Consider the following 24,549-nt stretch of genomic DNA (forward strand, 5'->3'; position numbering starts at 1 on the left):
TATGGGGGTTCGCGCGAATCCCCATACGTGCTGTGTCGTGCGGGGCGAATGAATGAGGGCGAAATACGAATGACAACAACAGCAATGGCCGACGCTGTACAACTAGTCGGCGGATCGATCGGCTTCGACTATCACGGAGTGATCGATAACTTCTGGCAACTGACCGTTGACGGAGTGACCTATGGCGCTATCTATGCCTTGGTCGCAGTAGGCTACACACTGGTCTACGGCGTGCTGCGGCTCATCAATTTCGCGCACTCGGAAATATTCATGCTCGGCCTGTTCGGGCAATTGATCGGGCTGCTGATCTTCCAATTCGTCCCAGCACCGGATGTCTATACCCAAGGTGCGGTACTCACCGTCGTCTATCTGGCGATGGCGGGCATCATCGGCGCGCTGATAGCGGGCGGCGCCGCGGTCGGATTGGAGCGCATCGCCTATCGGCCGTTGCGCATGCGCGGCGCCAAGCCGCTGAGCTTCCTCATCACCGCGATCGGTATGTCGTTCGTGCTGCAGGAATTCGTGCACTTCATCCTGCCGAAGATTCCGGTGCCCGAGAAGTGGGGCATTCTCGGTGGCACCAACGCGCAGCAGCGCGTTCAGCTCATCGAGCCGACCGATCAGTTCAGCTTCGGTGGCGCCAGCGTCACCAACGTGATGCTGCTGATCGTCATCGCGGCGGTGATCCTCGCGATCGGCACCGAGGTGGTGATCAACCGGACCAAGTTCGGCCGCGGTATCCGCGCGGTCGCCCAGGATCCCGATACCGCGACGCTGATGGGTGTTTCGCGGGAGCGGATCATCATGCTGACCTTCCTCATCGGCGGCGTGCTCGCCGGCGCGGCGGCAGTCCTGTTCTCCATCCGGGTGCCGAGCGGCATCATCTACTCGGGCGGGTTCATCCTCGGCATCAAGGCGTTCAGCGCCGCGGTGCTCGGTGGTATCGGCAACCTGCGCGGTGCGCTGCTCGGCGGCGTCATCCTCGGCGTGGTAGAGCAGTACGGCCAAATTCTCTTCGGCACCCAGTGGCGTGACGTCGTCGCGTTCGTGGTGCTTGTTCTGGTGCTGATGATCCGCCCGACCGGCATCCTCGGCGAAAGTCTGGGAAGGGCACGCGCATGACGGATACGAAAACGGCGCCCAAATCGCCTGCGCCACCGGCAAAGCCGCGCCACGGCGCGGGTGACGCCATCCGGACCTGGTGGGAGGGACTGAGCAGGCCCGCGCAGTGGGGTGTCGGCGTGCCGTTCATCCTGCTGCTCGCACTGCTACCGCTGTTCCCGCCGCCGTTCATCGATACGCCGGCCTACAACTTCGGCCTGGTGATGGCCAAGGTCGCGATGTTCTGCCTGCTCGCCATCGGCCTGAATGTCGTTGTCGGCCAAGCGGGTCTGCTCGACCTCGGCTACGTCGGCTTCTATGCGGTCGGCGCGTACACCGTCGGCCTGCTCACCAGTAAAGACAGCCCGTGGAATCAGACCGACGGCGGCTGGCTCGACACGAAGTGGGCCTGGCTGGTCTGCTTGCCGCTTGCCGCCATCGTCACCGCGATATCCGGGCTGATACTCGGTTCACCGACGCTGCGCCTGCGCGGCGACTACCTGGCGATCGTGACGCTCGGCTTCGGTGAGATCGTCCGCCTGCTCGCCGACAACCTCGGCGAGATCACCAACGGCAGCCTCGGCCTCTCCGAGGTCGCCTACCCGCACGTCGCCGAATCCGCGGCCAAGCCGAGCGGTGTCTTCTCCGCGGGCAACACCGGCACGCCGGGTTCGGCGAACATCCTCGACCGGGCCAGTTACGGAACCTATTGGTACTGGGTCGGCATGGTGCTGATCATCATCATGCTGCTGATCGTCGGCAACCTGGAACGCAGCCGCGTCGGCCGCGCCTGGGTCGCGATCCGCGAGGACGAGGACGTCGCCGAGATCATGGGCGTGCAGACGTTCAAGTACAAGCTGTGGGCGTTCATGATCGGCGCCGCGGTCGGCGGCATGTCGGGCGCGCTCTACGCCGGACAGGTGCAGTTCATCAGCCCGACCCGGTTCGACATCGTCAACTCGATGCTGTTCCTGTGCGCGGTCGTCATCGGCGGTTCGGGCAACAAGCTCGGCGTGCTGGCCGGTGCGTTCATCGTCGCCTACCTGCCGGACCGCCTCGCCTCGGTGAACCTGGTGTCCAACGAGTCGACCGGCTACGTGCTGCTGATCATCGACGTGGTCGCGTTCATCGGCCTCGCGCTGTTCTGGAAGTTCCGCGGCCGTGACCTGGAACGCTGGCCCAGACGCGGTGTGATCACCGGTTTGGTGTTCACCGGCGTCATGGCCTCGCTGCTGCTCGGCAGTGTGCTGCTGTTCCGGCAGGGCGGCGCCCAGAACCTGGGCGACCTCAAATATCTGTACTTCGGTATCGCGTTGGTGGTGATGATGATTCTGCGGCCACAGGGCCTGTTCCCGGTGCGGCAGAAATTGCTCACCTACGGTAGGCAGGTCTACCAGGCGGTCCGCAGGCCGTCGGGGCCCGAGCAGAACGGAGCGGGCGCATGACCGGGCCCGGCGCGGGTGACGCGCTATTCGACAACGAGGACGTCGCCGCGGGCTACGCCGCCGAACCCGAGGTGCAGAGCGCGGGCGAGGTCGACGTCACCGCGGTGCTGCCCGGCCTCGGCCTCGGCGACGCCGAGGAGGTCGCGAAAGCGGTTGCGCCGCAGCGTGAAATCGAGACGGCGGTCGGTGAATCGCTGCTGCGCACCGACGGCCTGACGGTGAAGTTCGGCGGTCTGACCGCGCTGGACAATGTGAGCTTCGAGATCCGCCGCGGCGAGATCCTCGGGCTCATCGGGCCCAACGGCGCGGGCAAGACCACCTGCTTCAACGCGATCACCGGTGTCTACAAACCCGCATCGGGCATCGTGTATTTCGACGGCAAACCGCTGACGAAATCCAAGCGCAACGAGATCACCCGCCTCGGTATCGCGCGCACCTTCCAGAACGTCCGCTTGTTCAACGAGATGACGGCGCTGGAGAACGTGGTGGTCGGCACCGACGCCAGGCACAAGACCTCGGTGCCCGGTGCCATCATTCGCACCCCGCGGCACCGCCGCGAGGAACGCGACGCGATCGAACGCGGTATGGCGCTGCTCGACTTCGTCGGTATCGCACCGCGTGCGGTGGAGAAGGCGCGCAATCTGTCCTACGGCGACCAGCGCCGGTTGGAGATCGCGCGCGCGCTCGCCACCGAGCCGAAGCTGCTGTGCCTCGACGAGCCCGCCGCGGGCTTCAACCCGGCCGAGAAGGCCGCGCTGATGGATCTGATCCGCAAGATCCGCGACGACGGGTTCACCGTGCTGCTCATCGAGCACGACATGCGCCTGGTGATGGGCGTGACCGACCGGATCGTCGTGCTCGAGTTCGGGCGCAAGATCGCCGACGGGCTGCCGAACGAGATCAGGGATGATCCAGCGGTCATCGCGGCGTATCTCGGTGTGCCCGATACCGATGTCGCGGCGGCCGAGGTCACCCAGCCGGAAATCGCTTCGGCGGCAGCCGATTCCGAACCGGCAATCGATTCCGAGCCGGCGGTCGGCGAACCGGTGCAGGTGCGCGAACCGGAACCGGCCGGTGCGCATCGCGCGCCCGCCGAGCGCGATTTCGGGTCGGCGCCGCCGCTGCTCGAGGTGCAGGACATGGTCGTCAACTACGGCAGAATCCAGGCGCTGCACGGGATTTCGCTGAAGGTCGCGGACGGCGAGCTGGTCACCCTGCTCGGCGCCAACGGCGCGGGCAAGACCACGACCATGCGCGCGCTGTCCGGCCTGCTGCCGTTGACCAGGGGCAAGATCCTGTTCGACGGTCAGGACATCACCCAGATGAAGGCGCACGAGCGGGTGACCAACGGGTTGATCCAGTCACCGGAGGGCCGCGGTGTGTTCCCCGGCATGACGGTGCAGGAGAACCTCGACATGGGTTGCTACGGAAGGGCATTCAAGGAGAAGAGCGAATACGAGAAGACCTTGGAGTGGGTCTTCGATCTCTTCCCCCGGCTGGCCGAACGGCGCAAGCAGGTCGGCGGCACGCTCTCCGGTGGTGAGCAGCAGATGCTCGCCATCGGGCGCTCGCTGATGGCCCGCCCGCGGGTGCTGCTGCTCGACGAGCCGTCGATGGGCTTGGCGCCCATGGTGATCCAGCAGATCTTCCGGATCATCAGCGAGATCAACATGCAGGGCACCACCGTGCTGCTCGTCGAGCAGAACGCCCAGCAGGCGCTGGCGCGCAGCGACCGTGCCTACATCTTGGAGACCGGTGAGGTCACCAAGTCGGGCACCGGCCGGGAGCTGCTGACCGATACCGCGGTCAAGTCGGCCTATCTCGGCGTCGGCTGAGTCTTGCCGCAAGCACGGCCCGCGCTTATCGAATAAGCGCGGGCCGTTGTCGTCCCGCTCGGGCATGATGAGTGCTCATGGATGGGCATGACGAATTGATCGGCCTGGCCGACCGGTATTGGGACTCCGTGCTGGAGGCGTATCCGAGTCAGGCGACGCTGCTGGGGGATCGGCGGTTCGACGACCGCATCGAGGATTTGTCGGAGGCGGCCGAACAGGCGCTGCTGCGGACGTGGCAGGGGTTGCTCACCGAGCTGGACGCACTGGACCAGACGCGGCTGAGTGCCCAGGATCGGGTCACCAGCGGCCTGCTGCGCGCCGAATTGGCCACGGGGGTGGACCAATTGGGGTGGCGGCCGGTCGAGCTGGCCTCGGACCAGATGGACGGCATTCACGCCGGGCTGCTCCTGATAGCCGGGCAGACCAACGCGCCGGAACCGGCCAACGCGCTCGCGCTGCTCGAGCGCTACCGCAAGTTCGGCGGCATGCTCGACCAAGCGGTGCAACGGTTCCGCGCCGGGCTCGCCGCGGGCCGCACGCCCGCGCGCGTCACCATCGAGCGCTCGCTCAACATGCTCGACAAATACCTCGGCTCGGATCCCGCGGCCGACCCGTTCGCCACCTTCGCCGGTCCGCCGGACTGGGACGGCGAGGGCGCGTGGCGCGCCGAGCTCGCCGAGGTGGTGCGCGAGGTGATCCGCCCGGCGTTCCGGCGCTACCGCGACGCGCTCGCCGATGACCTGCTGCCCGCCGCCCGCCCCGACGACAAGCCGGGCCTGTGCTGGCTCGGCGCCGACGGCGAGGACATCTACCGGCGGCAGCTGCGCAGGCACACCACGCTGGCCGACCTCGGCGCCGAGGAGATCCACGAGATCGGTCTCGCCGAAATCGCGGCGCTGCGCGAGGAGTACGCGACCGTCGGCGCCAGGCTGTTCGGCACCGAGGATCTCGGCGAGATCTTCACCAGGCTGCTCGAGGATCCCGCGCTGCGCTACCGCACCGGCGACGAGATCATGGCGGTCGCGCGCGACGCGCTCGAACTCGCGAACGCGGAGATGGGCAACTGGTTCGGGCGGCTGCCCAAGGAATCCTGTGACATCGTGGCCATTCCGGAGTTCATGGCCGCCGATTCGCCGCCCGCCTACTACCTGCCGCCCGCCGCGGACGGTTCCCGGCCCGGCACCTATTTCGTCAACCTGAACGAGCCGGCGACCCAGCACCGCCACACGACGGTAGGGATCGCCTATCACGAGGCCATCCCCGGCCATCACCTGCAGCTGGCCATCGCCAACGAACTCGATCATCTGCCGCGCTTCCAGCGGCAGTCGTTCGCCAACACGGCGTTCGTCGAGGGCTGGGCGCTGTACACCGAGCGGCTTGCCGACGAAATGGGTTTGTACCACAACGATGTGGACCGGCTCGGCATGCTGGCGGCCGACTCACTGCGGTCCTGCCGACTGGTGGTCGACACCGGGCTGCACGCCAAGGGCTGGACCAGGCAGCAGGGGATCGACTTCATGGTCGCCAACGCGCCGATCGGGTTGACCGAGATCACCATCGAGGTCGACCGCTACCTCGCGATGCCGGGCCAGGCCGTCTCGTACAAGGTCGGCTCGCTCGAGATCCGGCGGCAGCGGATGCAGGCGCACGCCAGGCTCGGCGCCGGGTTCGACATCAAGGCGTTCCACGATGTGGTGCTCGGCTCCGGATCGGTCAGTCTGCCGGTGCTGCGGGAGTTGATCGCAACTCTGTAGGTGTGAGCGAGCGGAGCGAGTGAACGATCGACACAGCGGCGTACGCCGGCGCGACGTAGCCGAGCGCCAGCGAGGCGAAGTCGTGTCGGCGTATCGGCTTGTCGGTGGCGGTCCCTAGACTCATGCGCGTGAGTTCACCCACGACTGCTCAGCGTTCCGCCACCGCATCCGACACCGCTGCGGGGTCCTCTGGCGAACGGCCGACTCTGTTGCTGCTGGACGGGCATTCGATCGCCTATCGGGCGTTCTTCGCTCTACCGGCGGAGAACTTCAAGACGGTCACCGGGCAGACCACCAACGCGGTGTACGGATTCACCGCGATGCTGATCAACCTGCTGCGCGACGAGAAGCCCACGCATATCGCGACGGCGTTCGACGTGTCACGCAAGACGTTCCGGACCGAGGCGTACCCGGAGTACAAGGCGAATCGCAGCGCGACCCCGGACGAATTCCGCGGACAGGTCGAGCTCACCAAGGACGTGCTCGGCGCGATGGGCATCCCGGTGATGGCGATCGACGGCTTCGAGGCCGACGACATCATTGCCACCCTCACCACGCAGGCGGTGGCCGAGGGCTTCCGCGTGCTCATCGTCTCCGGCGACCGCGATGCCATCCAGCTGGTCAACGACGATGTGACGGTGCTCTATCCGCGCAAGGGCGTTTCCGATCTCACCCGGTTCACCCCGGAGGAGGTGTTCGCCAAGTACGGGCTCACCCCGGCCCAGTACCCGGATTACGCGGCGCTGCGCGGCGACCCGAGCGACAACCTGCCCGGCATTCCCGGCGTGGGGGAGAAGACCGCCGCGAAGTGGATTCGGGAATACGGTGACCTGAACACGCTGGTCGACAAGGTGGACGAGGTCAAGGGCAAGGTCGGCGACGCGCTGCGGGCCAACCTCAGCAGCGTGGTGCTCAACCGCCAGCTCACCGAGATGGTGCGCGATGTGCCGCTGCCCTACACCCCCGAGCAGCTGGCGCAGGCGCCGTGGGACCGCAACAAGATCCATCAGCTCTTCGACGACCTGGAATTCCGGGTGCTGCGCGACCGGCTGTTCGAGACGCTGGCGCCGCCGCAGCCGGAGGCCGAGGCCGGCTTCGAGATCAGCGGTGGCGCGCTGGCCGTCGGCGCGGTCGCCGACTGGTTGGCCGAGCACGCGAAAGCGGGCGTGCGGCACGGTGTTTCGATCGTCGGCACCGGTACCCCGGTCAACGGTGACGTGCGCGCGCTCGCCATCGCGGCGGGTGACGGCGAGAGCGGCTATATCGACGTCACCGTGCTGACGCCGGAAGACGATGCGGCGCTCGGCACGTGGCTGGCCGATCCGGCGGTGCCCAAGGCGCTGCACGAGGCCAAGGCCGCGATGCACGCGCTGCGCGGGCGCGGCTGGACGCTCGGCGGGCTCACCAGCGATACCGCGCTGGCCGCCTATCTGGTGCGGCCGGGACAGCGCAGCTTCAACCTCGACGACCTGTCGCTGCGCTACCTGCGCCGCGAGCTGCGCGCGGAAACCGATGAGGCGCCCCAGCTCTCGCTGCTCGACGACGAGGACACCGTCGACGCCGAGCTGGCGCAGACGGAGATGCTGCGGGCACGTGCCGTCGCCGACCTCGCCGACGCGCTCGACACCGAACTGCGCCAGATCGAATCCGTGCCGCTGCTCGACGCGATGGAGCTGCCGCTGCTCGGCGTGCTCGCCACCCTGGAGGACGCGGGGATCGCGGTCGACACCGATCAGCTGGAGACGCTGCAGCGCCAATTCGCCGACCGGGTGAACGCCGCCGCCAATGCCGCCTACGACGTGATCGGCAAGCAGATCAACCTCGGTTCGCCCAAGCAGCTGCAGGTGGTGCTGTTCGACGAGCTCGATATGCCGAAGACCAAGCGCACCAAGACCGGCTACACCACCGACGCCGACGCGCTGGAATCGCTGTTCGAGAAGACCGAGCACCCGTTCCTCGAGCATCTGCTCGCGCACCGCGACGCCACCAGGCTCAAGGTCACCGTGGACGGGCTGCTGAAGGCCGTCGCCGACGACGGCCGCATCCACACCACCTTCAATCAGACCATCGCCGCCACCGGCCGGTTGTCCTCCACCGAGCCGAACCTGCAGAACATTCCGATTCGCACCGACACCGGCCGCCAGATCCGCGACACCTTCGTGGTCGGCTCCGGCTACGCGGAGCTGATGACCGCCGATTACAGCCAGATCGAGATGCGCATCATGGCGCATCTGTCCGGCGACGAGGGCCTGATCGAGGCCTTCAACTCCGGCGAGGATCTGCACACCTTCGTCGCGTCCAAGGCGTTCGACATTCCGCTTTCCGAGGTGAGTCCGGAGATGCGCCGCCGGATCAAGGCGATGTCCTACGGTCTGGCGTACGGCCTGTCCTCCTACGGCCTTTCGGCGCAGCTGAAGATCAGCACCGCCGAGGCCAAGGAGCAGATGGAGGTCTACTTCGCCCGCTTCGGCCGCATCCGCGACTACCTCTACGAGGTGGTCGAGCAGGCGCGCAAGGTCGGTTACACCGAAACGCTCTTCGGCCGCCGCCGCTACCTGCCCGACCTGGATTCCAGCAACCGCCAGCGCCGCGAGGCCGCCGAGCGCATGGCGCTCAACGCCCCCATCCAGGGCACTGCCGCCGACATCATCAAGGTGGCGATGATCAACGTGCACAAGGCGATCCAGACAGCAGGCCTGCGCTCCAGGATGCTCCTCCAAATCCACGACGAACTCGTCTTCGAAGTAGCCGACGGCGAACGCGAACCCCTGGAATCCCTCGCCCGCGAACAAATGTCGGCAGCCATCAGCCTCTCGGTCCCCTTGGACGTCTCCGTCGGCACCGGCCGCAGCTGGGACTCCGCTGCACATTAGAACACCCAACGCGACAACTGATTTCGCACGCACATGGGTAACTCCATGTACTCACATCGATGTAGCTTGCGGTTGGTGAGGTTGTCAACGGTCGGCAGCGTTGGTTGTTGTTGGGAACTTTGGGCCCTGAACCGGGGATATGTCGAATTCCTGCCCGGCTCGGCATGAGCGGTCGAACGGCGGGGTTGGTAGTTGTTGATGCCGTTGGCTGACGTCGGTCATTAATGGCGGGATTGATGACGACCGGCGACGATCAGCCAGCAACCGCAGGGGCACAACCGTGCGTGTTTCCATAGTCCAGACAAGCGATGACATACTGGTCGGCCGGATGACTGACTGGTGCTATCTGGAGGCTGTGGCGTAGAGATAGATGATAGAGCGGGTAACCGCTTACTTCCGTTGCGGAGCAATGGCTTTCTCGAGTTCGCGGTCGAGCCTGTGGGTGGGGGACTCGTCTGTCGTTGCATGCGGCATAAGTGGACTGCCAGCGCAAACCTATGCCTGCTGACGGAAACACCAGGCACTACACCGGTTCAGGAGGACAAGCTTCCACGATTCATGCTCGCCTGGTTGAGTCGCATCAGGTAGGCATGCCGGTCGTATGACGCCTCCCGCTCAGCCGCCAGCCGTCGACACGAACCTTCAATATCTCCGGATGCCGCCAGCACGCCGAGATCCTCGCGAAGAACCTGGCGCAACAACCTCAGTGTCTCCATTAACGGACCATCCATCCATCCGTAAAACCTCGCGAACGACTCTGGTGTCAGAACGAGAGGATCCATCTCGCCGCGCGCCACTTGGTAGGCGAGGTGAAGTCCGTGACTGACTTCATCGGCCACAATCAGGCAACGGGTCGGCAGAACCATATCTGATCGACCCATTGCCTCGCGAAAGCTCGTTCGTGCAGCATCCAGCTGCACGGAATCAACTTCATGACCGCAGTATCGATCGACCACACAGCGGCGTACGGTGGAGCGAAATTCCCATGCCACACAAGAGAGTTCGGCGTAGACGGCTTGTTTCTCCATTTTCGCGGCCTGCCGGTCGGCAGCCATCCGATCGTCGATTCGATCTTGCCGCCGGTCCTCACTCTCCAGCTGCCGCACCCGGAACGCGGAGCGCTGTGTAAACAGGGTCGCGCTAAGGGTTCCCAGAACGCCCGCGAGGGCCACAATCAGCGCTGTCGTCTCAGCGGTCACCCAATGAATTATCCAGCGAGATGGCCATTGATACGAACCGTTTTAGAGCGAAACCCGTCCGAGATGACGGCAGAGCACCCAGAGGTCGGTGACTGAAGGCCGAGCGTCTGGGTCCAGGGTTCCCCACCGACAGATGCCGGTGTCGACCTGGGCAGGGATGATTGGTGTGTACACGGATGACTCCCCGGGGACGCCCGAAATCTGGCCAGGCCGGGGCCGTCGGTCGCCAACGCTAACGGCCGCGGCACTCGGTCTGGCCTGAAGTCCCGGGGAGGCGGGGGAGCACCTTATCTGCGAATCGCCAACATCACACCGACGAGGCCGACCGTCATCAGTACGGCGCGCTGTGTGTACGAGAACTGATAGGTCCGGATGGCCGGGATATAGCGGCCGAGCGCATAGCGGCCGGGGCCGTACAGGCCGAGAACCACAGCGCACACCGCAAGCAGCGGTTCGTATTTGACTCCCTCCGGAGTGAAGAAGCCGCCATCGATGGCCGCTGTGTACAACAGGATCGCCGCGGCGAGGAACGCGGCGGGCAACGTGAGCACACCCACTGCCAGCCCGAGTCCGCCGACGATCTCTCCGAGACCGGCGATGATGGCCATCCTGTTGCCGTTCGGATACCCGATCGACGTGAAGTGCCGTGCGGTTTCGGAAAGTCCGGCACCGCCGAACCAGCCGAAGAGTTGCTGCGCACCATGTGCGGAAATTGCCAGTCCGATCCCGAACCGCGCGGCAAGCAGGAAGGCATTGAGGCCTGCCGTCCAGCTCTCGGCCGTCACGGCTCTCGGCATGTGCATCGGTATCGGTGCAGTATCTGTCGACAAAATTCCTCCCGGTCAGAGAGCGGATCGAATGATCCGAACATCGCGACGAGCAGGTCTGTCAAGAATTGATAACGCCCTCGGCCGCCATTTCCGGTAGCCCGCGTCGTATTCTAACTCTTTCGCTCGCAGGTCGAATGTGTGTTCGGCGATGTGCCGCATCGGATGCTTCCGGCGTGCGAATAGTGTGCGGCTGTGCTTATTTCACGACCCGCGCCAGCATGGGCACGATTTTTGCGATCGCGGTGTCGGTCGACTGGTCCGTCCAGATCTGGAACGCCTGTACCGCCGACGGGTCGTCGATGACGGCGATCGTGGTGCTCGAGTGCAGCAGCCCGGAGGGGAGTCCGCGCAGGCCGCCGTTGCCCGCGTCCTTGTCGGTGCGCAGCACCATGACGATGTCGACGGGGGTGAGGAGCACGCCGCTGGTCAGGGTGAGTTGCCTCGGGGACTTCTCGCCGGTGGTCGTGCGGTATTCGCTGCTGTAGCGAAAGCCGATGGCCTGCAGGAACTTCGCCTGCTCGCTGGGGTCGAGGACGACCGACATATCGGTGTCGGTGAGGTTGAAGACGGCGATCGACTTGCCCTCGAAGGCCGGATGTTCGGCGCGCACCCTGGCCACCTGATCGCCGGAACCCGAGCCGTTCAGATTGGTGACGAGGAAGTAGCCGCCCGCCGCGACCACCAACCCGACGACCAGCGCGAGCACGCCGATGAGCGATATCCTGCGCAGTCGCGAAGTGCGGGAGCCGCGGTCGGCCGGCGGGCGGGGGAGCGGCGGCGGGTCCACCGGCGGCTGGATATGGTTCCGCGGATCCGTCCACAGCCCAGGGGGATTCGTGGCGTGGCCGTACAGCGCGACCTCGGCGTCGTGCACGAACTCACGGCAGCTGCCGTAGCGCTGCGCCGGATTCTTGGCGAGCACCCGCGCGAACACCGCGTCCAGCGCGGGCGGCAGCTCCGGCCGGACCGTGCTCGGCCGCGGCGGCGGTTCGTGGATATGCCCCATCATCACCAGCGCGGGCACGGTGGCCGGATACGGGTTCTGCCCGGTGAGCAGTTTGTAGAAGGCGCAGCCGAGGCTGTAGATGTCGGCGCGGTGATCCAGCGGCATGCCGAGCAACTGCTCCGGCGACGCGTACGGCACCGTCGCCATGAAATTGCCTGTCTCGGTGAGGTCTTGGCCGTCCTCGGCGGATTTCGCGACGCCGAAATCGGTGAGCAGCACCCGCTCGTCCTCCTCGCCGTCCTCGCGGGACAGCAGGAAGTTCGCCGGCTTGATATCGCGGTGCAGCAGGTTGCGCCGATGCGCGTAGTCCAGTCCCTTGCCGACCTCGGCGATGATGCGCAGCGCGCGCGGCGGCGGCATCGCCGCGGCGCCACGCGCCAGCTCCTGCGCCGCGTCGGTGCCCTCGATGTACTGCATGGCGATCCAGAGCTTGCCGTCCTCCTCGCCGCGGCTGTACACCGCGACGATATTCGGATGGTTCAATCCCGCGGCGAGATTGGCCTCGCGCTCGAATCGCATGCGGAATTCGGTATCGGTGGACAGGTCCGAGTCGAGCACCTTCAGTGCGTCGTGCCGCGGCAGAATGGGATTGCGCGCCAGATAGACCGTGCCCATCCCGCCGACACCGAGCACGCGGACCACCCGGTACCCGCCGACGATCGCACCGGGCTGCAACGGCATTCGACTTCTCCTAGGCGTACCTCCGCCTTCGCTCCGGCCGTGCGCGAAGCGACCTTCGGCCGCTGTGTCAGCGCGCCCGTGCCGGACGGGCGGTATCCAGAACATAGCAAGCTCTTGTGCCGGTCGGGTTTTCATCGGCCGACCGTGAGCAGCTTGTATTGCGCGGCGGCCTGCTGATACAGATCCTGCGGCTGGCTCGACCACACCTGCGCCAGATACCGGTCGTTGCGCACATAGCAGGTGAAGTCGCTGGACAGCGTGGCCGCGTCGGTTCGCTTCTTCAGGCATTTCGCGGTGGGCAGGCCGGGCGGCGCCGCGAAGGCGTCGTACTTGCGGGCGAGCTGATCGGCGAAGGCGGCCTGCAGGCGCGCCGCCGCGTCGGCGTCACCGGTCCGATAGATGGTCGACGCCTCGATGGCGACCAGATCGACCTTCGCGTCCGCGAAGTAGCGCGCGGTCTGCTCCGGCCGATCGTCGCGGTGCAGGGCCGCGTGCGCGGTGAAAACCCCTGGCGTGCCGCTGCGCGCGGTCTTGGACGGCAGGGTGCGGCCGAGCAGTCCTTCGATATCGACGGGCGCCTGGGCCAGTTTGTCCTGCGGCGTCGGGCGGTAGTCGCGCAGCAGCTCGAGCTGCCGGTCGAGGATCCGCTTGGTGAACTCGAGCAGCGGCGCCGGATCGGGCGGTGTCGCGAGCTGATCGCCGAGAAAGGTGTGGACCAGGTATTCGTCTCTGCTGAGCCAGGTTTCGACCGAATCGTATTTGGTGAGCGCGCCGCGCGCGTCCGGATATCCGGAAATCGGCAGCGGTCCCTTCGGCGGATATTTCGCGTCGAGCCGATCGGCGAGCCTGGTCACCGCCGCGGCGGCCAGTGCCGGTGTCTCGAAGCGCAGCACATCGAGCGAGACATCCAGCCCGAACCGCGGCGACTGCCTGCGCTGCGCGCGGGTGTCGAAGCCGACCACCAGGCCGGGCGCCACGCTGGCGAAGTCCGCGATATCGCTGAGCCCGCGATTCGGGGTCGGCGGATGGCGCGGGGTGAAGACGATCGAGCCGTACGGCGGGTTGCTGAACACCAGCCTGCGATCGAGATCCAGCAGCAGCGGAACGTATTTCGCGAGCTCGAAGCCCTCCTGATTCGCGCCGTTGTCGGCATTGCGCTCGATGGTGCGCGGTGTGGTCGGATAGTTGCCCGAGTCGAGCTTGCCGATATCGATGGCCGGTCGCGCGGGTTCGGATCTGCCGCAGCCTGCGGCGAGGGCGAGCAGGACGACCAGCAGGCCGAGCGCGATCGGGTTCTTGCACACAGCTTCTCGCCTCATCCGCTCTTGGCCAGTATCGCGTACTGGGCGGCCACTCGCTGATGGAAGGCGGGGTCGACGGTGCCGAAGTCCCGCTGGGCCCCGACGACGGCGACATAGCGTCCGTAGACCACCGCGCACAGGTAGCTGTCGTTGTGCACCGGCTCCTCGGTGTCGAGCAGGATGCAGCGGGCATCGATGAGGCCGGGCGGCGCGCCGTAGTCCTCATCGTCGCGCCCGAGCGTGGTCAGCGCGGTCTGCAGCCGGAACGCCGAGGCGACATCCCTGGTCCGGTACACGGTCGCGTCGTTCTGCGCGACCAGGTCGACGCCGGTGTCGGCGAACGCCTTCGGCGCCACCCTGGCGTCGCGTTCGAAGTGCAGCTGACCCACCGGCGGGTAGACGCCGACGAGCACGTCGCGGAAGCTGCCGCGGTAGGACACCTTCGATTTCGGCAGCACCAGCCGCATCATCGGATCGTCGACGCTGGGCAGGTCGAGGATGTCGTCGACCGGTGTCGGCGTCAGCTGCGCGAGTTGGGCCTCCTGCGTGCTCAGCGCCTTCTTGAACTGCCCGGCCAGCGCGTCGGGATCCGGCTTGGGCACGGTGGCCATGCTGAGCACGGCGTAGCTGCCGCGCCATGCGTACATATTGCCTTTCGCGTCGTTCGCCGAGAGTGCCATCGCGTTCGGTACGCCGAGCGGTACGTCGTGCGCGCCGGGCACCGCGGCGGAGAGCTGAGCGAATTCCGTTGCCGCGGTGCGCGCCGCGGCCTCGGAGGGGAAGCGAAGCAGCGCGATCGTCATGTACTTGCGTGCGCGCAGATTCTTGTTCGATCGGGTGGTGAACACCCCGCCGATGAAATGGTTGCGCTCGGCGACCGGCTTGAAGTCGCCGGGCAGCGCGCCGAACTTGTCGTCGAAGCTGCCGATGTCGAGGACCCTGGTGTCCTCCAGGAAGGGCATGTCATGGTCGACGTCGTAGGGGGAGGCCAGGTAGGCCATCATCCGCCGCGACTCGATGGCGAAGATATCGCCTGCGGAGTCGATCTTCGGCCGGAAGTCGTAGGGCGCGGCCTGGAACGGACCGGTGCTCAGCTTCGTCAGATCGACGGCGCTCATTCCCGGTACGGCTCGCCCCTCCGTGGTGGTGGCGCAGGCGGCCACGCTGCCCGCCGAGGCCAGCGCGAGCAGCAGCGCGATGATCGGCACCCGGATCCTCGTCACGACGCTCACCTGCTCGTCAGGAGCGCGTACTGGGCGGAGATCTTCTGATAGATGTCCTGGCGCTGCGAGGACACGGCCTGCACGACGTACCGGTCGATCTGGAAGGCGCACAGCGAGTAGGTGGGGTTGGGTTCCCGGAAGCACACGACATTGCCGCGGATGCCCTTGGGCGGGTCGATCGGCATGCGTTTCTGATCCTCCCTGAGCTCGGCTTCCAGCTTCCGCCACGCGTTCAGCGCGCCGCCCGCGGTGCGGCTGCGGGCGACGAGCGTGTCGCCGAGCGCGATGCGATCGACGTCGCCGTCGGTGAGGAACCTCGTCGTCGCGTGGTCGAGGCCGGTCAGCCCGCCGCGCCCGGTGTAAACGCCGTCGGGATCGGGCCGGTAGCGGAACGCCGGGTTGGTCGGCAGGGTCCGGCCGAGCAGCCCGTCCGGATCCAGCGGGATGGTCTTCAGCCGATCGGCCGGTGTCGGTTCGAACTTGTCGAGCAGCGGCAGCTGGACGTCGAGCATGCGCTGGGTGTGCGCGACCAGCGCGGGCAGATCCGGCGCCGTCGTGTCGTCGACGACCTTGATGAACACGACATAGCGCTCGTGCATGGTCCACGACCCGATCGAGGACACCATCGGCCGCCAATGTGCTTTCGCCGCAGGGTATTTCGGCAGCTCGACCGGTACGTTGTCCGGGTTGTAGGTGAAGTCGTCGTGCTCGAGCACCGGGCCGACCTCGGCCGCGGTCCTGGCGTCGGGAAATTCGAGCACCGCGATGCTGAGGGTGCGGCGCGGGGTGTCACCGCTCGGGCCGCCGGTGTTCTCGGCGTTCACCCAGCCCGCGAGCAGGTCCTTGGCCACGTCGTTGAAGGTGTCGTTGATGACCAGATCGCCCATACCTTTGCGGTTGAGTACCAGATGCGAGCGGATGCCGCCCGTCTGGTCCTCGACATAGCCCGGATCCGCCTCCGAGGGGAGCGCGACGAAGTCGGACAGGCGCTGTGACTCGCGGACCCTGGCCTGTTTCAGGTTCTTGGCATTGCCGATCGTGCGCGGTCTGGTCTGGTAGTTACCGACGTCGAGGGTGGCGAGATCGGTTTCCTGCCGCACCGCGGTGCCGGAAACCGCAGCGCCGCACCCGGTTACGGCGAATGCGAGGATTGTCACAAGGGTGAGCGCGCAACATGTGCCCCGCGATGTTGCGCCCCGCGGTGGTGCTGGCGCGGCGAAATTCACGAACCCCCCGATTCCTGTGGTTCTTGCGGAATCGTACGTCACTTCGCGGTCCCGTGCTGCGGTGTCGCCGGTTGTCGCCGCCACGGCCGGCCCTGTGACGTGCGCGGATGATACTCACGAGTAGGCAAATCGGACGCGAAATATGGTTGCTATTGCGTCACCGAGTACCTATTGTCGATGCCGTGCCGAATCCCGCCGACCGCCACAGCGCGCCGCTGAATGTCGCAGACCGCGACAGCGCCGCGCTAATTCCGCTTACCGCGATGGTGGCCACCCGTCGGCTAGAGCTCGTAGTAACCCGCCGTAGCGGGGTCTGATTCGGACCGGCCCCCTCGCTGCGGGCTGCTGATTTGTTAGTGCTGGTCCCCTCTGTCCACTGTGGCAAGACATTCCTCGGGAAGACCTACTTTCAATGACCATCCTGACTCTTGATACTCACGCCTTCCTGGCCGCCGCCCCCAAGGGCCTGCGCGCCGAGAGCGCGGGCATGACGCCCGCACAGTTCCACGACCGCTACTGCGAACACACCGGGCCGATCCGGCTCAGTGACTGGTCGCTAGCGACTGCTTGCAGGTCGCTCGAAACAACACATCCCGCCGGTAACCGGAACGCCGAATTCACCGCGACGCTCGAATTCGCCGATCACCTGCGCACGGTGGTCGCGAGCGGCAGCCCCGTCGCGGCAATGACCTCGGCGCTCTACGACGCGGGCTATCCGATCGAGATCCTGCAGTTCCATCAGCGCCGCACCGACGACGGCACCGCCACCTTCGTGCAGTGCGAATGCAACGGCAGGCGCGGCTGGGGCGCGGCGCTCGCCGGTGACGGCGCCGAGTCGACGGTGCGCGCCATGATCGCCGGGGTCAACCTGCTCGGCACCTGAAAAACCAACGGGCCGTTCACATCCGGTGATGTGAACGGCCCGCTGTATGGCTTGTGTTGCCGTGGCGGCGGATTACTGCTGCGCGGCTTCCTGCTCGGCGAGCTGCTTGCGCACCTCGTCCATATCGAGGGCCTTCACCTGGGTGACCAGATCCTCGAGTGCGGCGGGCGGCAGCGCGCCCGGCTGCGCGAACACGAGCACACCCTCCCGGAACGCCATGATGGTCGGGATGGAGCGGATGTTCGCCGCGGCGGCCAGCCCCTGCTCGGCTTCGGTGTCGACCTTGCCGTGCACCACGTCGGGGTGCGCATCCGAGGACTTCTCGAAGGTCGGCGCGAAGCTCTTGCACGGGCCGCACCAATCAGCCCAGAAATCGACGAGTACCACGTCGTTTCCGGTGACTACCTCGTCGAAGTTCTGCTGGGTCAGCGTCTGGGTGGCCATGACGTCCTCTCGTTTCGTGTGCCTACGTGTAACGCACGCGCTTACTCTTATCTTCCACGGCCCACGGGCCACTCGCGCCGCTGGTCGCCGTCCCACCGTCGGATACCCACTACCGTTGCCGGAAAATCGCGGTCCCTGGCGACCGCGTGCACGGCCTCGCCGAGCTGTGCGGCGGGGACCCGGCGGGCCAGCGTGACGTGCGGGGTCCACTCGTCGGGATGCAGGTTCGCCGGGATGCCTGGACAGGCGGAGACCAGAGTGAACAGGCGCCGCTGGATCGCGAGCAATTGCTCGGACGGGACGACCAGGCGCACCAGGATCGGATGACGCGCGCCGAAGACCAGCACGCCGCCGAGCCGGATCGGGAACGGCCGGAACGAAAACTGTTCCAGCGCTTGATCGATGCGCGGCCACATCTGCTTGGCCACCGCGACGGTGATGTGCGGGCGATTGGTCTCCGCGGTCTTCCCGGCGAGGCTGTCCACGCCCGCCTCGGCGAGTAACTGCCACTGCCGCCGGATCTCCGCATCGGCCGCGTCGTCCACCAGCAATTCGACCGACTGCACCATGATCACGACACGGTAGTGGACGCGCACGGCGGCCGCTGCGGGATCGGCGCCGGATTTGCGGGAGGATGACCGGGTGACGGATGCGACGCGAGGGTTGCGGCCCGGCGAGAACCTCAGGCCCGAAGGCGGCAGCCTGCGTAACCACGAAGGGCCCGGTGAGCGCCGCATCAGACTCGGCTTGATCGATGGGGACGGCATCGGGCCCGAGGTGGTGTCGGCCACCCGGCGGGTGGTGGACGAGGCGCTGGCGGCGGCGGGCGCGGCGCCTGCCGACTGGGTGCCGCTACCGATCGGCCACGCGGGCCTCGCCGAGCACGGCACCCCGCTGCCGGAGCCGACGCTCGACGCGCTGGCCGACCTCGACGCCTGGATCCTCGGACCGCACGACAACGCCTCGTATCCGGCCGAACACCGGATCGCCCCCGGTGGCGCCATCCGCAAGCGCTTCGAGCTCTACGCCAACGTCCGGCCCGCCCGCGCCTTCGCCGGTGTGCGCGCCGCCGCACCGGATATCGACCTGGTGATCGTGCGGGAGAACAGCGAGGGCTTCTACGCCGACCGCAATATGTTCGCCGGGTCGGGGGAGTTCCGGCCGACCGAGGACGTGGCGATGGCGGTAGGGGTCGTCACCCGGGCGGCGTGTGAGCGCATCGCACACGAAGCGTTCCGGCTCGCCGCCACGCGACGCAAACACGTCACTGTCGTGCACAAGGCGAATGTGCTGCCCATGACAATGGGATTGTTTCGTGATGTCTGTTACGACGTCGCCCGCGATTACCCCGGCATCGAGGTCGACGACGAGCACGTCGACGCCACCGCGGCCCATTTGGTCCGTGCCGCAAGCGATTACGACGTGCTGGTGACCGAGAACCTGTTCGGCGACATTCTCTCCGATCTCGCCGGTGAGCTCAGTGGCTCGCTCGGGCTCGCCGCCTCGCTGAACTGCTCGGCGACCAGGGCGATGGCCCAGGCGGTGCACGGTGCCGCACCCGCGCTGGCCGGGCACAACAGGGCGAATCCGGCCGCGCTGCAGCTGTCGGCGGCGATGCTGTTGCACTGGTGGGGAACTCGGCACGGGGACCAGCGCGTGCGCGCCGCGGGGGACCGGATCGAGCGCGCGATCGCCTCGGCATACCACGCCGGAATCGCCACCGCGGATCTGGGTGGACTGGCCTCGACCAGCGAATTCACCGAGCAGGTCTGTGCTAGGGTGCACCGCCGGTAGTCGAAGACTTGTGAGTCGGAGTGTTCAGCAGAAGAACGGATTAATCTTCCGTTACTGTCCACCACGAAGCGTCTCGGTCGCTTAGATTGCCAACGGGTGGTGACGCCCGGGTTTCACGAATCCGAAATGTGGAGGGCTGCTGTGTCTGTTCGATCGGTTCTTGGCAGGCGTGCCCTGCAGGCGATGTGCGTCATCGCCGGCGGCGCGCTCGTGCTGACTGGCTGTACGAAAAATACCGAGGACAGTGCGCCGGAAGTGGCGAAGGTCAAGGTCGACAAGGTCGACGCGGTCGCCGCGTTGCTGCCGGACAAGCAGAAGTCGTCCGGGAAGATCGTCGTCGGCGTCAACATTCCGTACGCGCCCAACGAGTTCAAGGATTCCAGCGGCAAGATCGTCGGCTTCGACGTCGATCTGATGAACGCCGTCGCCGCCACCCTCGGCATCAAGGCCGACTATGTCGAGTCCGCCTTCGAGAAGATCATCCCGGCGATCCAGGCAGGCACCTACGACGCGGGCATGTCCTCGATCACCGACTCGAAAGAACGCGAGCAGCAGGTCGACTTCACCACCTACTTCAAGGCGGGCAGCCAGTGGGCGCAGCCGGTGGGTAAGGCGATCGACCCGAACAACGCCTGCGGCAAGAAGGTCGCCGTGCAGACCTCCACCGTGCAGGACACCGAGGAGATCCCCGCCCGCAGCAAGAAGTGCGAGGCCGAGGGCAAGCCGGCGATCGATAAGAAGTCCTTCGACGAGCAGAGCGCGGCCACCACGGCCGTGGTGCTCGGCCAGGTCGACGGCATGTCCGCCGATACCCCGGTGACCGCGTACGCCATCAAGCAGAGCAACGGCAAGATCGAGGCCGCGGGCACCCAGTTCGATTCCGCGCCTTACGGTTGGGCCGTCGCGAAGGGCTCGCCGCTGGCCAAGGCACTGCAGGCCGCGGTGCAGCACCTGATCGACAGTGGCAAGTACACCGAGATCGCCAAGAACTGGGGCGTCCAGGAAGGCGCGATCACCAAGTCGGTCATCAACGGCGCCGAGAGCTGACCGATGCCGTCTCTCGACAAGCAGGCCGTGTCCGGCGATCCCGGACACGGCCTAGGGCCCACCGGCAACGAGCCGGACCCGATCAAGGCGGTACCGCTACGCAGGCCCGGCCGCTGGATCGCGGCGGGCATCACCCTGGTACTCGCCGGACTGTTCGTCTACGGCGCCGCCACCAACAAGGCCTACGGCTGGGATACCTACGCCAAGTACCTGTTCGATGAGCGGATCACCCAGGGCGCGGTCGTCACGCTCGAGCTGACCGTGCTGGCGATGGCGCTGGCCATCACGCTCGGCACGCTGCTCGCGGTCATGCGCCTCTCGCCCAATCCGGTGCTGCGCGCCACCGCGTGGGTGTACCTCTGGATCTTCCGCGGCACCCCGGTGTACCTGCAGCTCGTGTTCTGGGGCCTGTTCCCCTCGCTGTACCGCTCGATCAGCCTCGGTGTGCCGTTCGGGCCGCAGTTCGTGCAGCTCGACGTGCAGAACCTGCAGGCAGCGTTCACCTTCGCGGCGATCGGCCTCGGCCTCAACGAGGCCGCCTACATGGCCGAAATCGTCCGTGCCGGAATCAATTCCGTCGGCGACGGCCAGCGCGAGGCCTCCACCGCGCTCGGCATGTCCTGGACGCAGACGATGCGCCGCACCGTGCTGCCGCAGGCCATGCGGGTCATCATTCCGCCCACCGGCAACGAGCTCATCGGCATGCTGAAGACCACCTCGCTGGTCGCCGCGCTCCCGCTGAGCACCGACCTGTGGGGCCGCGCCCGCGATATCTACGGCGTCAACTTCCAGCCGATCCCGCTGCTGCTTGTCACCGCGACCTGGTACCTGGCGATCACCAGCCTGCTGATGGTCGGCCAGTTCTACCTGGAGCGCTATTACTCGCGCGGTGCGTCGCGGCAGCTGACCTCGAAGCAGTTGCAGGAGCTGGCGGACGCGCAGAACGTGGTGAAGGCGAAATGACCGACAACAATGCCCCGGCGATGATCACCGCCGATCGGGTGTGCAAGAGCTTCGGCGCGCTGCAGGTGCTCAAGGGCGTATCGCTCGAGGTGTCCCGCGGCGAGGTGCTGTGCCTGATCGGCCCGTCCGGTTCCGGCAAGTCGACCTTCCTGCGCTGCATCAATCATTTGGAGCAGGTCAACGCCGGTCGGTTGTACGTGGACGGCGAGCTGGTCGGCTACCGGGAGAAGGGCGACAAGCTCTACGAGCTGCACCCGCGCGACGCCGCCAGGCAGCGCCGCGAAATCGGCATGGTGTTCCAGCATTTCAACCTGTTCCCGCACCGCACGGCGCTGGAGAACATCATCGAGGCGCCTACCCAGGTCAAGAAGGTCAAGAAGGCCGACGCCATCGCCAGGGCGAAGGAACTGCTCGACCGAGTCGGCCTGGCGGAGAAGGCGAATGCTTATCCGGCCCAGCTCTCCGGTGGTCAGCAGCAGCGCGTGGCGATCGCCCGTGCGCTGGCCATGGATCCGAAGCTGATGCTGTTCGACGAGCCGACCTCGGCGCTCGATCCGGAGCTGGTCGGCGAGGTGCTCGCGGTGATGCGTGAGCTGGCCACCGATGGGATGACCATGGTGGTCGTCACCCACGAGATGGGTTTCGCCCGCGAGGTCGCCGATCAGCTGGTCTTCATGGACGGCGGCGTCGTCGTCGAATCCGGTGCTCCGCGTGAGGTTTTGGCCGACCCGAAGCACGAGCGCACCAAGTCGTTCCTGTCCCGTTTGCTGTAACTCCGCTCGCCCGGCCCGGTGGCGGTGCGTCTGCGCCCGCCGCCCGGCCGGAGACGGTATTGTCCGGGCCGTGCTGCCGGACCTGAGCGAGCTGGACTCCGATGCCGCTTATGCGCGTCGCCGCAACGATCTCGGGCTGTGGGAACCGTGGGCCAGACACGCGCTCGCCTCGGTGGGACTCACGCAGCCGGGGAGTTTCGCGGTGCCGGGCGAGAGCACGAATCCGGTGGTGGTCGGCGACAACGGCACGGTGGTGAAGATCTTCGCGCCGTACTGGTCCGGGCCGGAAAGCCTGGTCTCGGAGACCGAGGCGTACCGGGTACTCGGTGGGCACGGGCTGCCGATCCCTCGATTGCTGGCCCGCGGTGAGCTGCTGCCGAGCGAAAACGGTTGGCGCTGGCCGTTTCTGGTGCTGTCGGCGGTGGCGGGCCTGCCGTGGCGGCGTAGCTTCGCGGCCGCCGATCGGCAGGGCGAACTGGCATTGGCGCGTAGCGCGGGCGAGCTGATCGGGCGATTGCGCGCGGTCCCGCTCATCGACACCGGCGTACTCGGGTGCGACGCAGGGGAATTCGTGGACATGCTGCGGCCGCGCCGGTCATCGACGGTCGCCGATCATCGGGAGTGGGGCCACCTGTCCGGCGCGCTGCTCGACGCCGTGGAGGGATTCCTGCCCGATGTCGACGATCTGATCGACGGGGCCGCACCGGTGTTCGTGCACGGGGATCTCAGTGGGGACAATCTTTTCGCCGATCCGGCACGGCAGGAGGTGACCGGGCTGATCGACTTCAACGACGTCTACGCCGGTGACTTCCGGTACGGCTTGGTTCAGTTGCACCTCAACGCTTTTCGTGGCGACCGCGAACTGCTCGCGGCCGCCCTCGACACGGCGGGCTTCTCGCGCACCCCGGCCTTTCCGCGCGAGATGCTCGCCTTCACCTTCCTGCACGATTTCGACGTGCTGGCGGGATTCCCGGTCGACCTCACCGGCATCACCGATCTGGACTGCCTCGCCGACGCCCTGTGGGGTGCCTGACAGGAGGTACGCAGCGGACGGAGTCCGGTTCGCGCATGGCCGGAGCGAATGCGGGGAGGTGCGCAGCGGACGGAGTCCGGTTCGCGCACGGCCGGAGCGAATGCGGGGAGGTACGCAGCGGACGGAGTCCGGTTCGCGCACGGCCGGAGCGAATGCGGGGAGGTGCGCAGCGGACGGAGTCCGGTTCGCGCACGGCCGGAGCGAATGCGGAGGTACGCCTAGTGCTTGTTCGCCATGGCGATACGGAGTTGGCCAAGTAGGACTTTCGCGGCGGGGGCGGCGGGCCGGTCGGTGCGCCAGGCGAGGGCGAGGCGGCCGCGCAACTCCACGTCGGTGAAGGGAATGGCGCGCACGCCGAACGCGGCCGCCTCCTCGTCGGTGAGCGCGGGGACGACGGCGATGCCGAGGCCGCGGGCGGCCAGTTGCAGCAGCAGTGGCGGCGCGGCCCCCTCGAAGGCGATGTTCGGGGTGAATCCCGCTGTCGCGCAGGCCTGTTCGAGGACGCCGCGGACGCCGGTACCGCGCGGCAGGCAGATCAGCGGCTGATCGCGCAGGGCGGCGAGGGTGGTCTTCTTGCCGTGCGCGCGGTCGTGCGCGGCCACGGCGGCGACCACGGGCACGTCGAGCACGATGTCCACGCCGATACCGGAATCCAGTGGCGCGCCGGTCAATCCGACCAGCGCGATATCCAGCTCGCCGGAGCGCACGGCGGCGAGCATGCGCTCGGAGGTGTCCTCGGTGAGGCTGATGCCGACCTGCGGATGGTCATCGTGGAAGTCCGCGAGCACACCGGCCATGTCGAGTTCCTCGGAGGCCGCGCCCGAGATGAGCCCGACCCGGACGTGGCCGCGCAGCAGTCCGGTGAACTCGTCCACCGTGCTGGCGATCCGCTCGGTCGCCGCGATGGCCTCACGCGCCAGCGGCAGCACCGCGGCGCCCGCCTCGGTCAGCGTGATCGTGCGGCCGCCGCGATCCAGGAGTTGTTGCCCCAGTTCGCGTTCCAGCTGCCGGATCTGCGCGCTGAGCCCGGGCTGGGCCAGGTGCAGCCTGGCCGCGGCACGGGTGAAGTTGGCTTCTTCGACCACGGTGACGAAGTAGCGGAGCTGGCGTAGTTCCATAACTGATGATTATAGCTATG

General features: G+C 66.8%; 20 protein-coding genes and 1 pseudogene. 12 read left to right on the forward strand and 9 right to left on the reverse strand.

The annotated features are described in order from the left end of the window. Window positions 1-69: 69 nt before the first annotated feature. The 6 genes and pseudogenes from ACIG5A_RS41355 to polA all read left to right on the forward strand — a co-directional run bounded on the left by ACIG5A_RS41355 (window position 70) and on the right by polA (window position 9,008). A complete protein-coding gene (locus ACIG5A_RS41355) occupies window positions 70-1,122 on the forward strand; it encodes a branched-chain amino acid ABC transporter permease (protein WP_397250631.1) in 1,053 nt (350 codons plus the stop codon). Next, the gene (locus ACIG5A_RS41360) at window positions 1,119-2,546 is read left to right on the forward strand and encodes a branched-chain amino acid ABC transporter permease (RefSeq protein ID WP_397250633.1); all 1,428 of its coding nucleotides are present in this window, start codon (window positions 1,119-1,121) and stop codon (window positions 2,544-2,546) included. Before ACIG5A_RS41355 ends, ACIG5A_RS41360 begins: the two co-directional genes overlap by 4 nt. Continuing rightward, window positions 2,543-3,505 (forward strand): annotated as a pseudogene (locus ACIG5A_RS41365) (ABC transporter ATP-binding protein); the annotation flags it as partial. The gene ACIG5A_RS41360 and the pseudogene ACIG5A_RS41365, both read left to right, overlap by 4 nt. Window positions 3,506-3,685: 180 nt before the next feature. After that, entirely contained in the window at window positions 3,686-4,381 is a 696-nt protein-coding gene (locus ACIG5A_RS41370) for an ABC transporter ATP-binding protein (RefSeq protein ID WP_397250980.1), read from the forward strand. A 77-nt stretch (window positions 4,382-4,458) separates the two neighbouring features. Next, entirely contained in the window at window positions 4,459-6,135 is a 1,677-nt protein-coding gene (locus ACIG5A_RS41375) for a DUF885 domain-containing protein (protein WP_397250635.1), read from the forward strand. Window positions 6,136-6,257: 122 nt separating this feature from the next. Beyond that, window positions 6,258-9,008: a DNA polymerase I gene (gene polA, locus ACIG5A_RS41380; protein ID WP_397250637.1), complete on the forward strand. Its 2,751-nt coding sequence runs from the start codon at window positions 6,258-6,260 to the stop codon at window positions 9,006-9,008. Window positions 9,009-9,541: 533 nt separating this feature from the next. On the opposite strand, the gene ACIG5A_RS41385 is transcribed toward polA, so the two are convergent. The 6 genes from ACIG5A_RS41385 to ACIG5A_RS41410 all read right to left on the reverse strand — a co-directional run bounded on the left by ACIG5A_RS41385 (window position 9,542) and on the right by ACIG5A_RS41410 (window position 16,405). Beyond that, a complete protein-coding gene (locus tag ACIG5A_RS41385) occupies window positions 9,542-10,207 on the reverse strand; it encodes a hypothetical protein (protein WP_397250639.1) in 666 nt (221 codons plus the stop codon). A 287-nt stretch (window positions 10,208-10,494) separates the two neighbouring features. Then, the gene (locus ACIG5A_RS41390; RefSeq protein WP_397250641.1) at window positions 10,495-11,004 is read right to left on the reverse strand and encodes a DoxX family protein; all 510 of its coding nucleotides are present in this window, start codon (window positions 11,002-11,004) and stop codon (window positions 10,495-10,497) included. Window positions 11,005-11,233: 229 nt separating this feature from the next. Beyond that, window positions 11,234-12,724, reverse strand: coding sequence for a serine/threonine-protein kinase (locus ACIG5A_RS41395; RefSeq protein ID WP_397250643.1), 1,491 nt, complete (start codon window positions 12,722-12,724; stop codon window positions 11,234-11,236). 131 nt (window positions 12,725-12,855) lie between these two features. Continuing rightward, window positions 12,856-14,028, reverse strand: a complete 1,173-nt coding sequence (locus tag ACIG5A_RS41400; protein ID WP_397250645.1) for a hypothetical protein — start codon at window positions 14,026-14,028, stop codon at window positions 12,856-12,858. Between the two features lie 11 nt (window positions 14,029-14,039). Next, complete coding sequence (locus ACIG5A_RS41405; RefSeq protein ID WP_397250647.1) at window positions 14,040-15,248, reverse strand: hypothetical protein; 1,209 nt, start codon at window positions 15,246-15,248, stop codon at window positions 14,040-14,042. A gap of 5 nt (window positions 15,249-15,253) precedes the next feature. Then, the gene (locus ACIG5A_RS41410; RefSeq protein WP_397250649.1) at window positions 15,254-16,405 is read right to left on the reverse strand and encodes a hypothetical protein; all 1,152 of its coding nucleotides are present in this window, start codon (window positions 16,403-16,405) and stop codon (window positions 15,254-15,256) included. 481 nt (window positions 16,406-16,886) lie between these two features. Here ACIG5A_RS41410 and ACIG5A_RS41415 point away from each other — a divergent pair, with 481 nt between their 5' ends. Continuing rightward, a complete protein-coding gene (locus ACIG5A_RS41415; protein ID WP_397250652.1) occupies window positions 16,887-17,357 on the forward strand; it encodes a 2-keto-3-deoxygluconate kinase in 471 nt (156 codons plus the stop codon). 72 nt (window positions 17,358-17,429) lie between these two features. Here ACIG5A_RS41415 and trxA read toward each other — a convergent pair whose 3' ends face one another. Both trxA and ACIG5A_RS41425 read right to left on the reverse strand, forming a co-directional pair. Further along, window positions 17,430-17,801: a thioredoxin gene (gene trxA, locus ACIG5A_RS41420; RefSeq protein WP_397250654.1), complete on the reverse strand. Its 372-nt coding sequence runs from the start codon at window positions 17,799-17,801 to the stop codon at window positions 17,430-17,432. A gap of 47 nt (window positions 17,802-17,848) precedes the next feature. Next, window positions 17,849-18,370, reverse strand: coding sequence for a 2'-5' RNA ligase family protein (locus ACIG5A_RS41425; protein ID WP_397250656.1), 522 nt, complete (start codon window positions 18,368-18,370; stop codon window positions 17,849-17,851). 133 nt (window positions 18,371-18,503) lie between these two features. On the opposite strand from ACIG5A_RS41425, the gene ACIG5A_RS41430 reads away from it, so the two are divergent. The 5 genes from ACIG5A_RS41430 to ACIG5A_RS41450 all read left to right on the forward strand — a co-directional run bounded on the left by ACIG5A_RS41430 (window position 18,504) and on the right by ACIG5A_RS41450 (window position 23,411). Further along, entirely contained in the window at window positions 18,504-19,595 is a 1,092-nt protein-coding gene (locus ACIG5A_RS41430; protein WP_397250982.1) for an isocitrate/isopropylmalate dehydrogenase family protein, read from the forward strand. Between the two features lie 183 nt (window positions 19,596-19,778). Next, window positions 19,779-20,642 (forward strand): ABC transporter substrate-binding protein, encoded by an 864-nt coding sequence (locus ACIG5A_RS41435; RefSeq protein WP_397250984.1) that lies wholly within the window; start codon window positions 19,779-19,781, stop codon window positions 20,640-20,642. Between the two features lie 3 nt (window positions 20,643-20,645). Next, window positions 20,646-21,605 carry an amino acid ABC transporter permease gene (locus ACIG5A_RS41440; RefSeq protein WP_397250658.1) on the forward strand — a complete coding sequence of 320 codons (960 nt, stop codon included), beginning with the start codon at window positions 20,646-20,648 and terminating at the stop codon, window positions 21,603-21,605. 20 nt (window positions 21,606-21,625) lie between these two features. Beyond that, entirely contained in the window at window positions 21,626-22,378 is a 753-nt protein-coding gene (locus ACIG5A_RS41445) for an amino acid ABC transporter ATP-binding protein (protein WP_397250986.1), read from the forward strand. A gap of 70 nt (window positions 22,379-22,448) precedes the next feature. Next, on the forward strand, window positions 22,449-23,411 hold the full coding sequence (locus tag ACIG5A_RS41450; RefSeq protein WP_397250661.1) for a phosphotransferase family protein: 963 nt from the start codon (window positions 22,449-22,451) through the stop codon (window positions 23,409-23,411). A gap of 218 nt (window positions 23,412-23,629) precedes the next feature. On the opposite strand, the gene ACIG5A_RS41455 is transcribed toward ACIG5A_RS41450, so the two are convergent. After that, window positions 23,630-24,529 carry a LysR family transcriptional regulator gene (locus ACIG5A_RS41455; protein ID WP_397250663.1) on the reverse strand — a complete coding sequence of 300 codons (900 nt, stop codon included), beginning with the start codon at window positions 24,527-24,529 and terminating at the stop codon, window positions 23,630-23,632. Window positions 24,530-24,549 lie beyond the last annotated feature (20 nt).

The organism is Nocardia sp. NPDC052566 (assembly GCF_044547285.1).
Lineage (GTDB): Bacteria > Actinomycetota > Actinomycetes > Mycobacteriales > Mycobacteriaceae > Nocardia.

Bases quoted from the DNA above. Each gene is read 5' to 3' on its own strand.
- ACIG5A_RS41355 (WP_397250631.1), top strand. From the start codon at position 70: ATGACAACAACAGCAATGGCCGACGCTGTACAACTAGTCGGCGGATCG.
- ACIG5A_RS41360 (WP_397250633.1), top strand. From the start codon at position 1,119: ATGACGGATACGAAAACGGCGCCCAAATCGCCTGCGCCACCGGCAAAG.
- ACIG5A_RS41370 (WP_397250980.1), top strand. From the start codon at position 3,686: ATGGTCGTCAACTACGGCAGAATCCAGGCGCTGCACGGGATTTCGCTG.
- ACIG5A_RS41375 (WP_397250635.1), top strand. From the start codon at position 4,459: ATGGATGGGCATGACGAATTGATCGGCCTGGCCGACCGGTATTGGGAC.
- polA (WP_397250637.1), top strand. From the start codon at position 6,258: ATGCGCGTGAGTTCACCCACGACTGCTCAGCGTTCCGCCACCGCATCC.
- ACIG5A_RS41390 (WP_397250641.1), bottom strand. From the start codon at position 11,004: ATGCCGAGAGCCGTGACGGCCGAGAGCTGGACGGCAGGCCTCAATGCC.
- ACIG5A_RS41395 (WP_397250643.1), bottom strand. From the start codon at position 12,724: ATGCCGTTGCAGCCCGGTGCGATCGTCGGCGGGTACCGGGTGGTCCGC.
- ACIG5A_RS41415 (WP_397250652.1), top strand. From the start codon at position 16,887: ATGACCATCCTGACTCTTGATACTCACGCCTTCCTGGCCGCCGCCCCC.
- trxA (WP_397250654.1), bottom strand. From the start codon at position 17,801: ATGGCCACCCAGACGCTGACCCAGCAGAACTTCGACGAGGTAGTCACC.
- ACIG5A_RS41425 (WP_397250656.1), bottom strand. From the start codon at position 18,370: ATGGTGCAGTCGGTCGAATTGCTGGTGGACGACGCGGCCGATGCGGAG.
- ACIG5A_RS41435 (WP_397250984.1), top strand. From the start codon at position 19,779: ATGTGCGTCATCGCCGGCGGCGCGCTCGTGCTGACTGGCTGTACGAAA.
- ACIG5A_RS41440 (WP_397250658.1), top strand. From the start codon at position 20,646: ATGCCGTCTCTCGACAAGCAGGCCGTGTCCGGCGATCCCGGACACGGC.
- ACIG5A_RS41445 (WP_397250986.1), top strand. From the start codon at position 21,626: ATGATCACCGCCGATCGGGTGTGCAAGAGCTTCGGCGCGCTGCAGGTG.
- ACIG5A_RS41455 (WP_397250663.1), bottom strand. From the start codon at position 24,529: ATGGAACTACGCCAGCTCCGCTACTTCGTCACCGTGGTCGAAGAAGCC.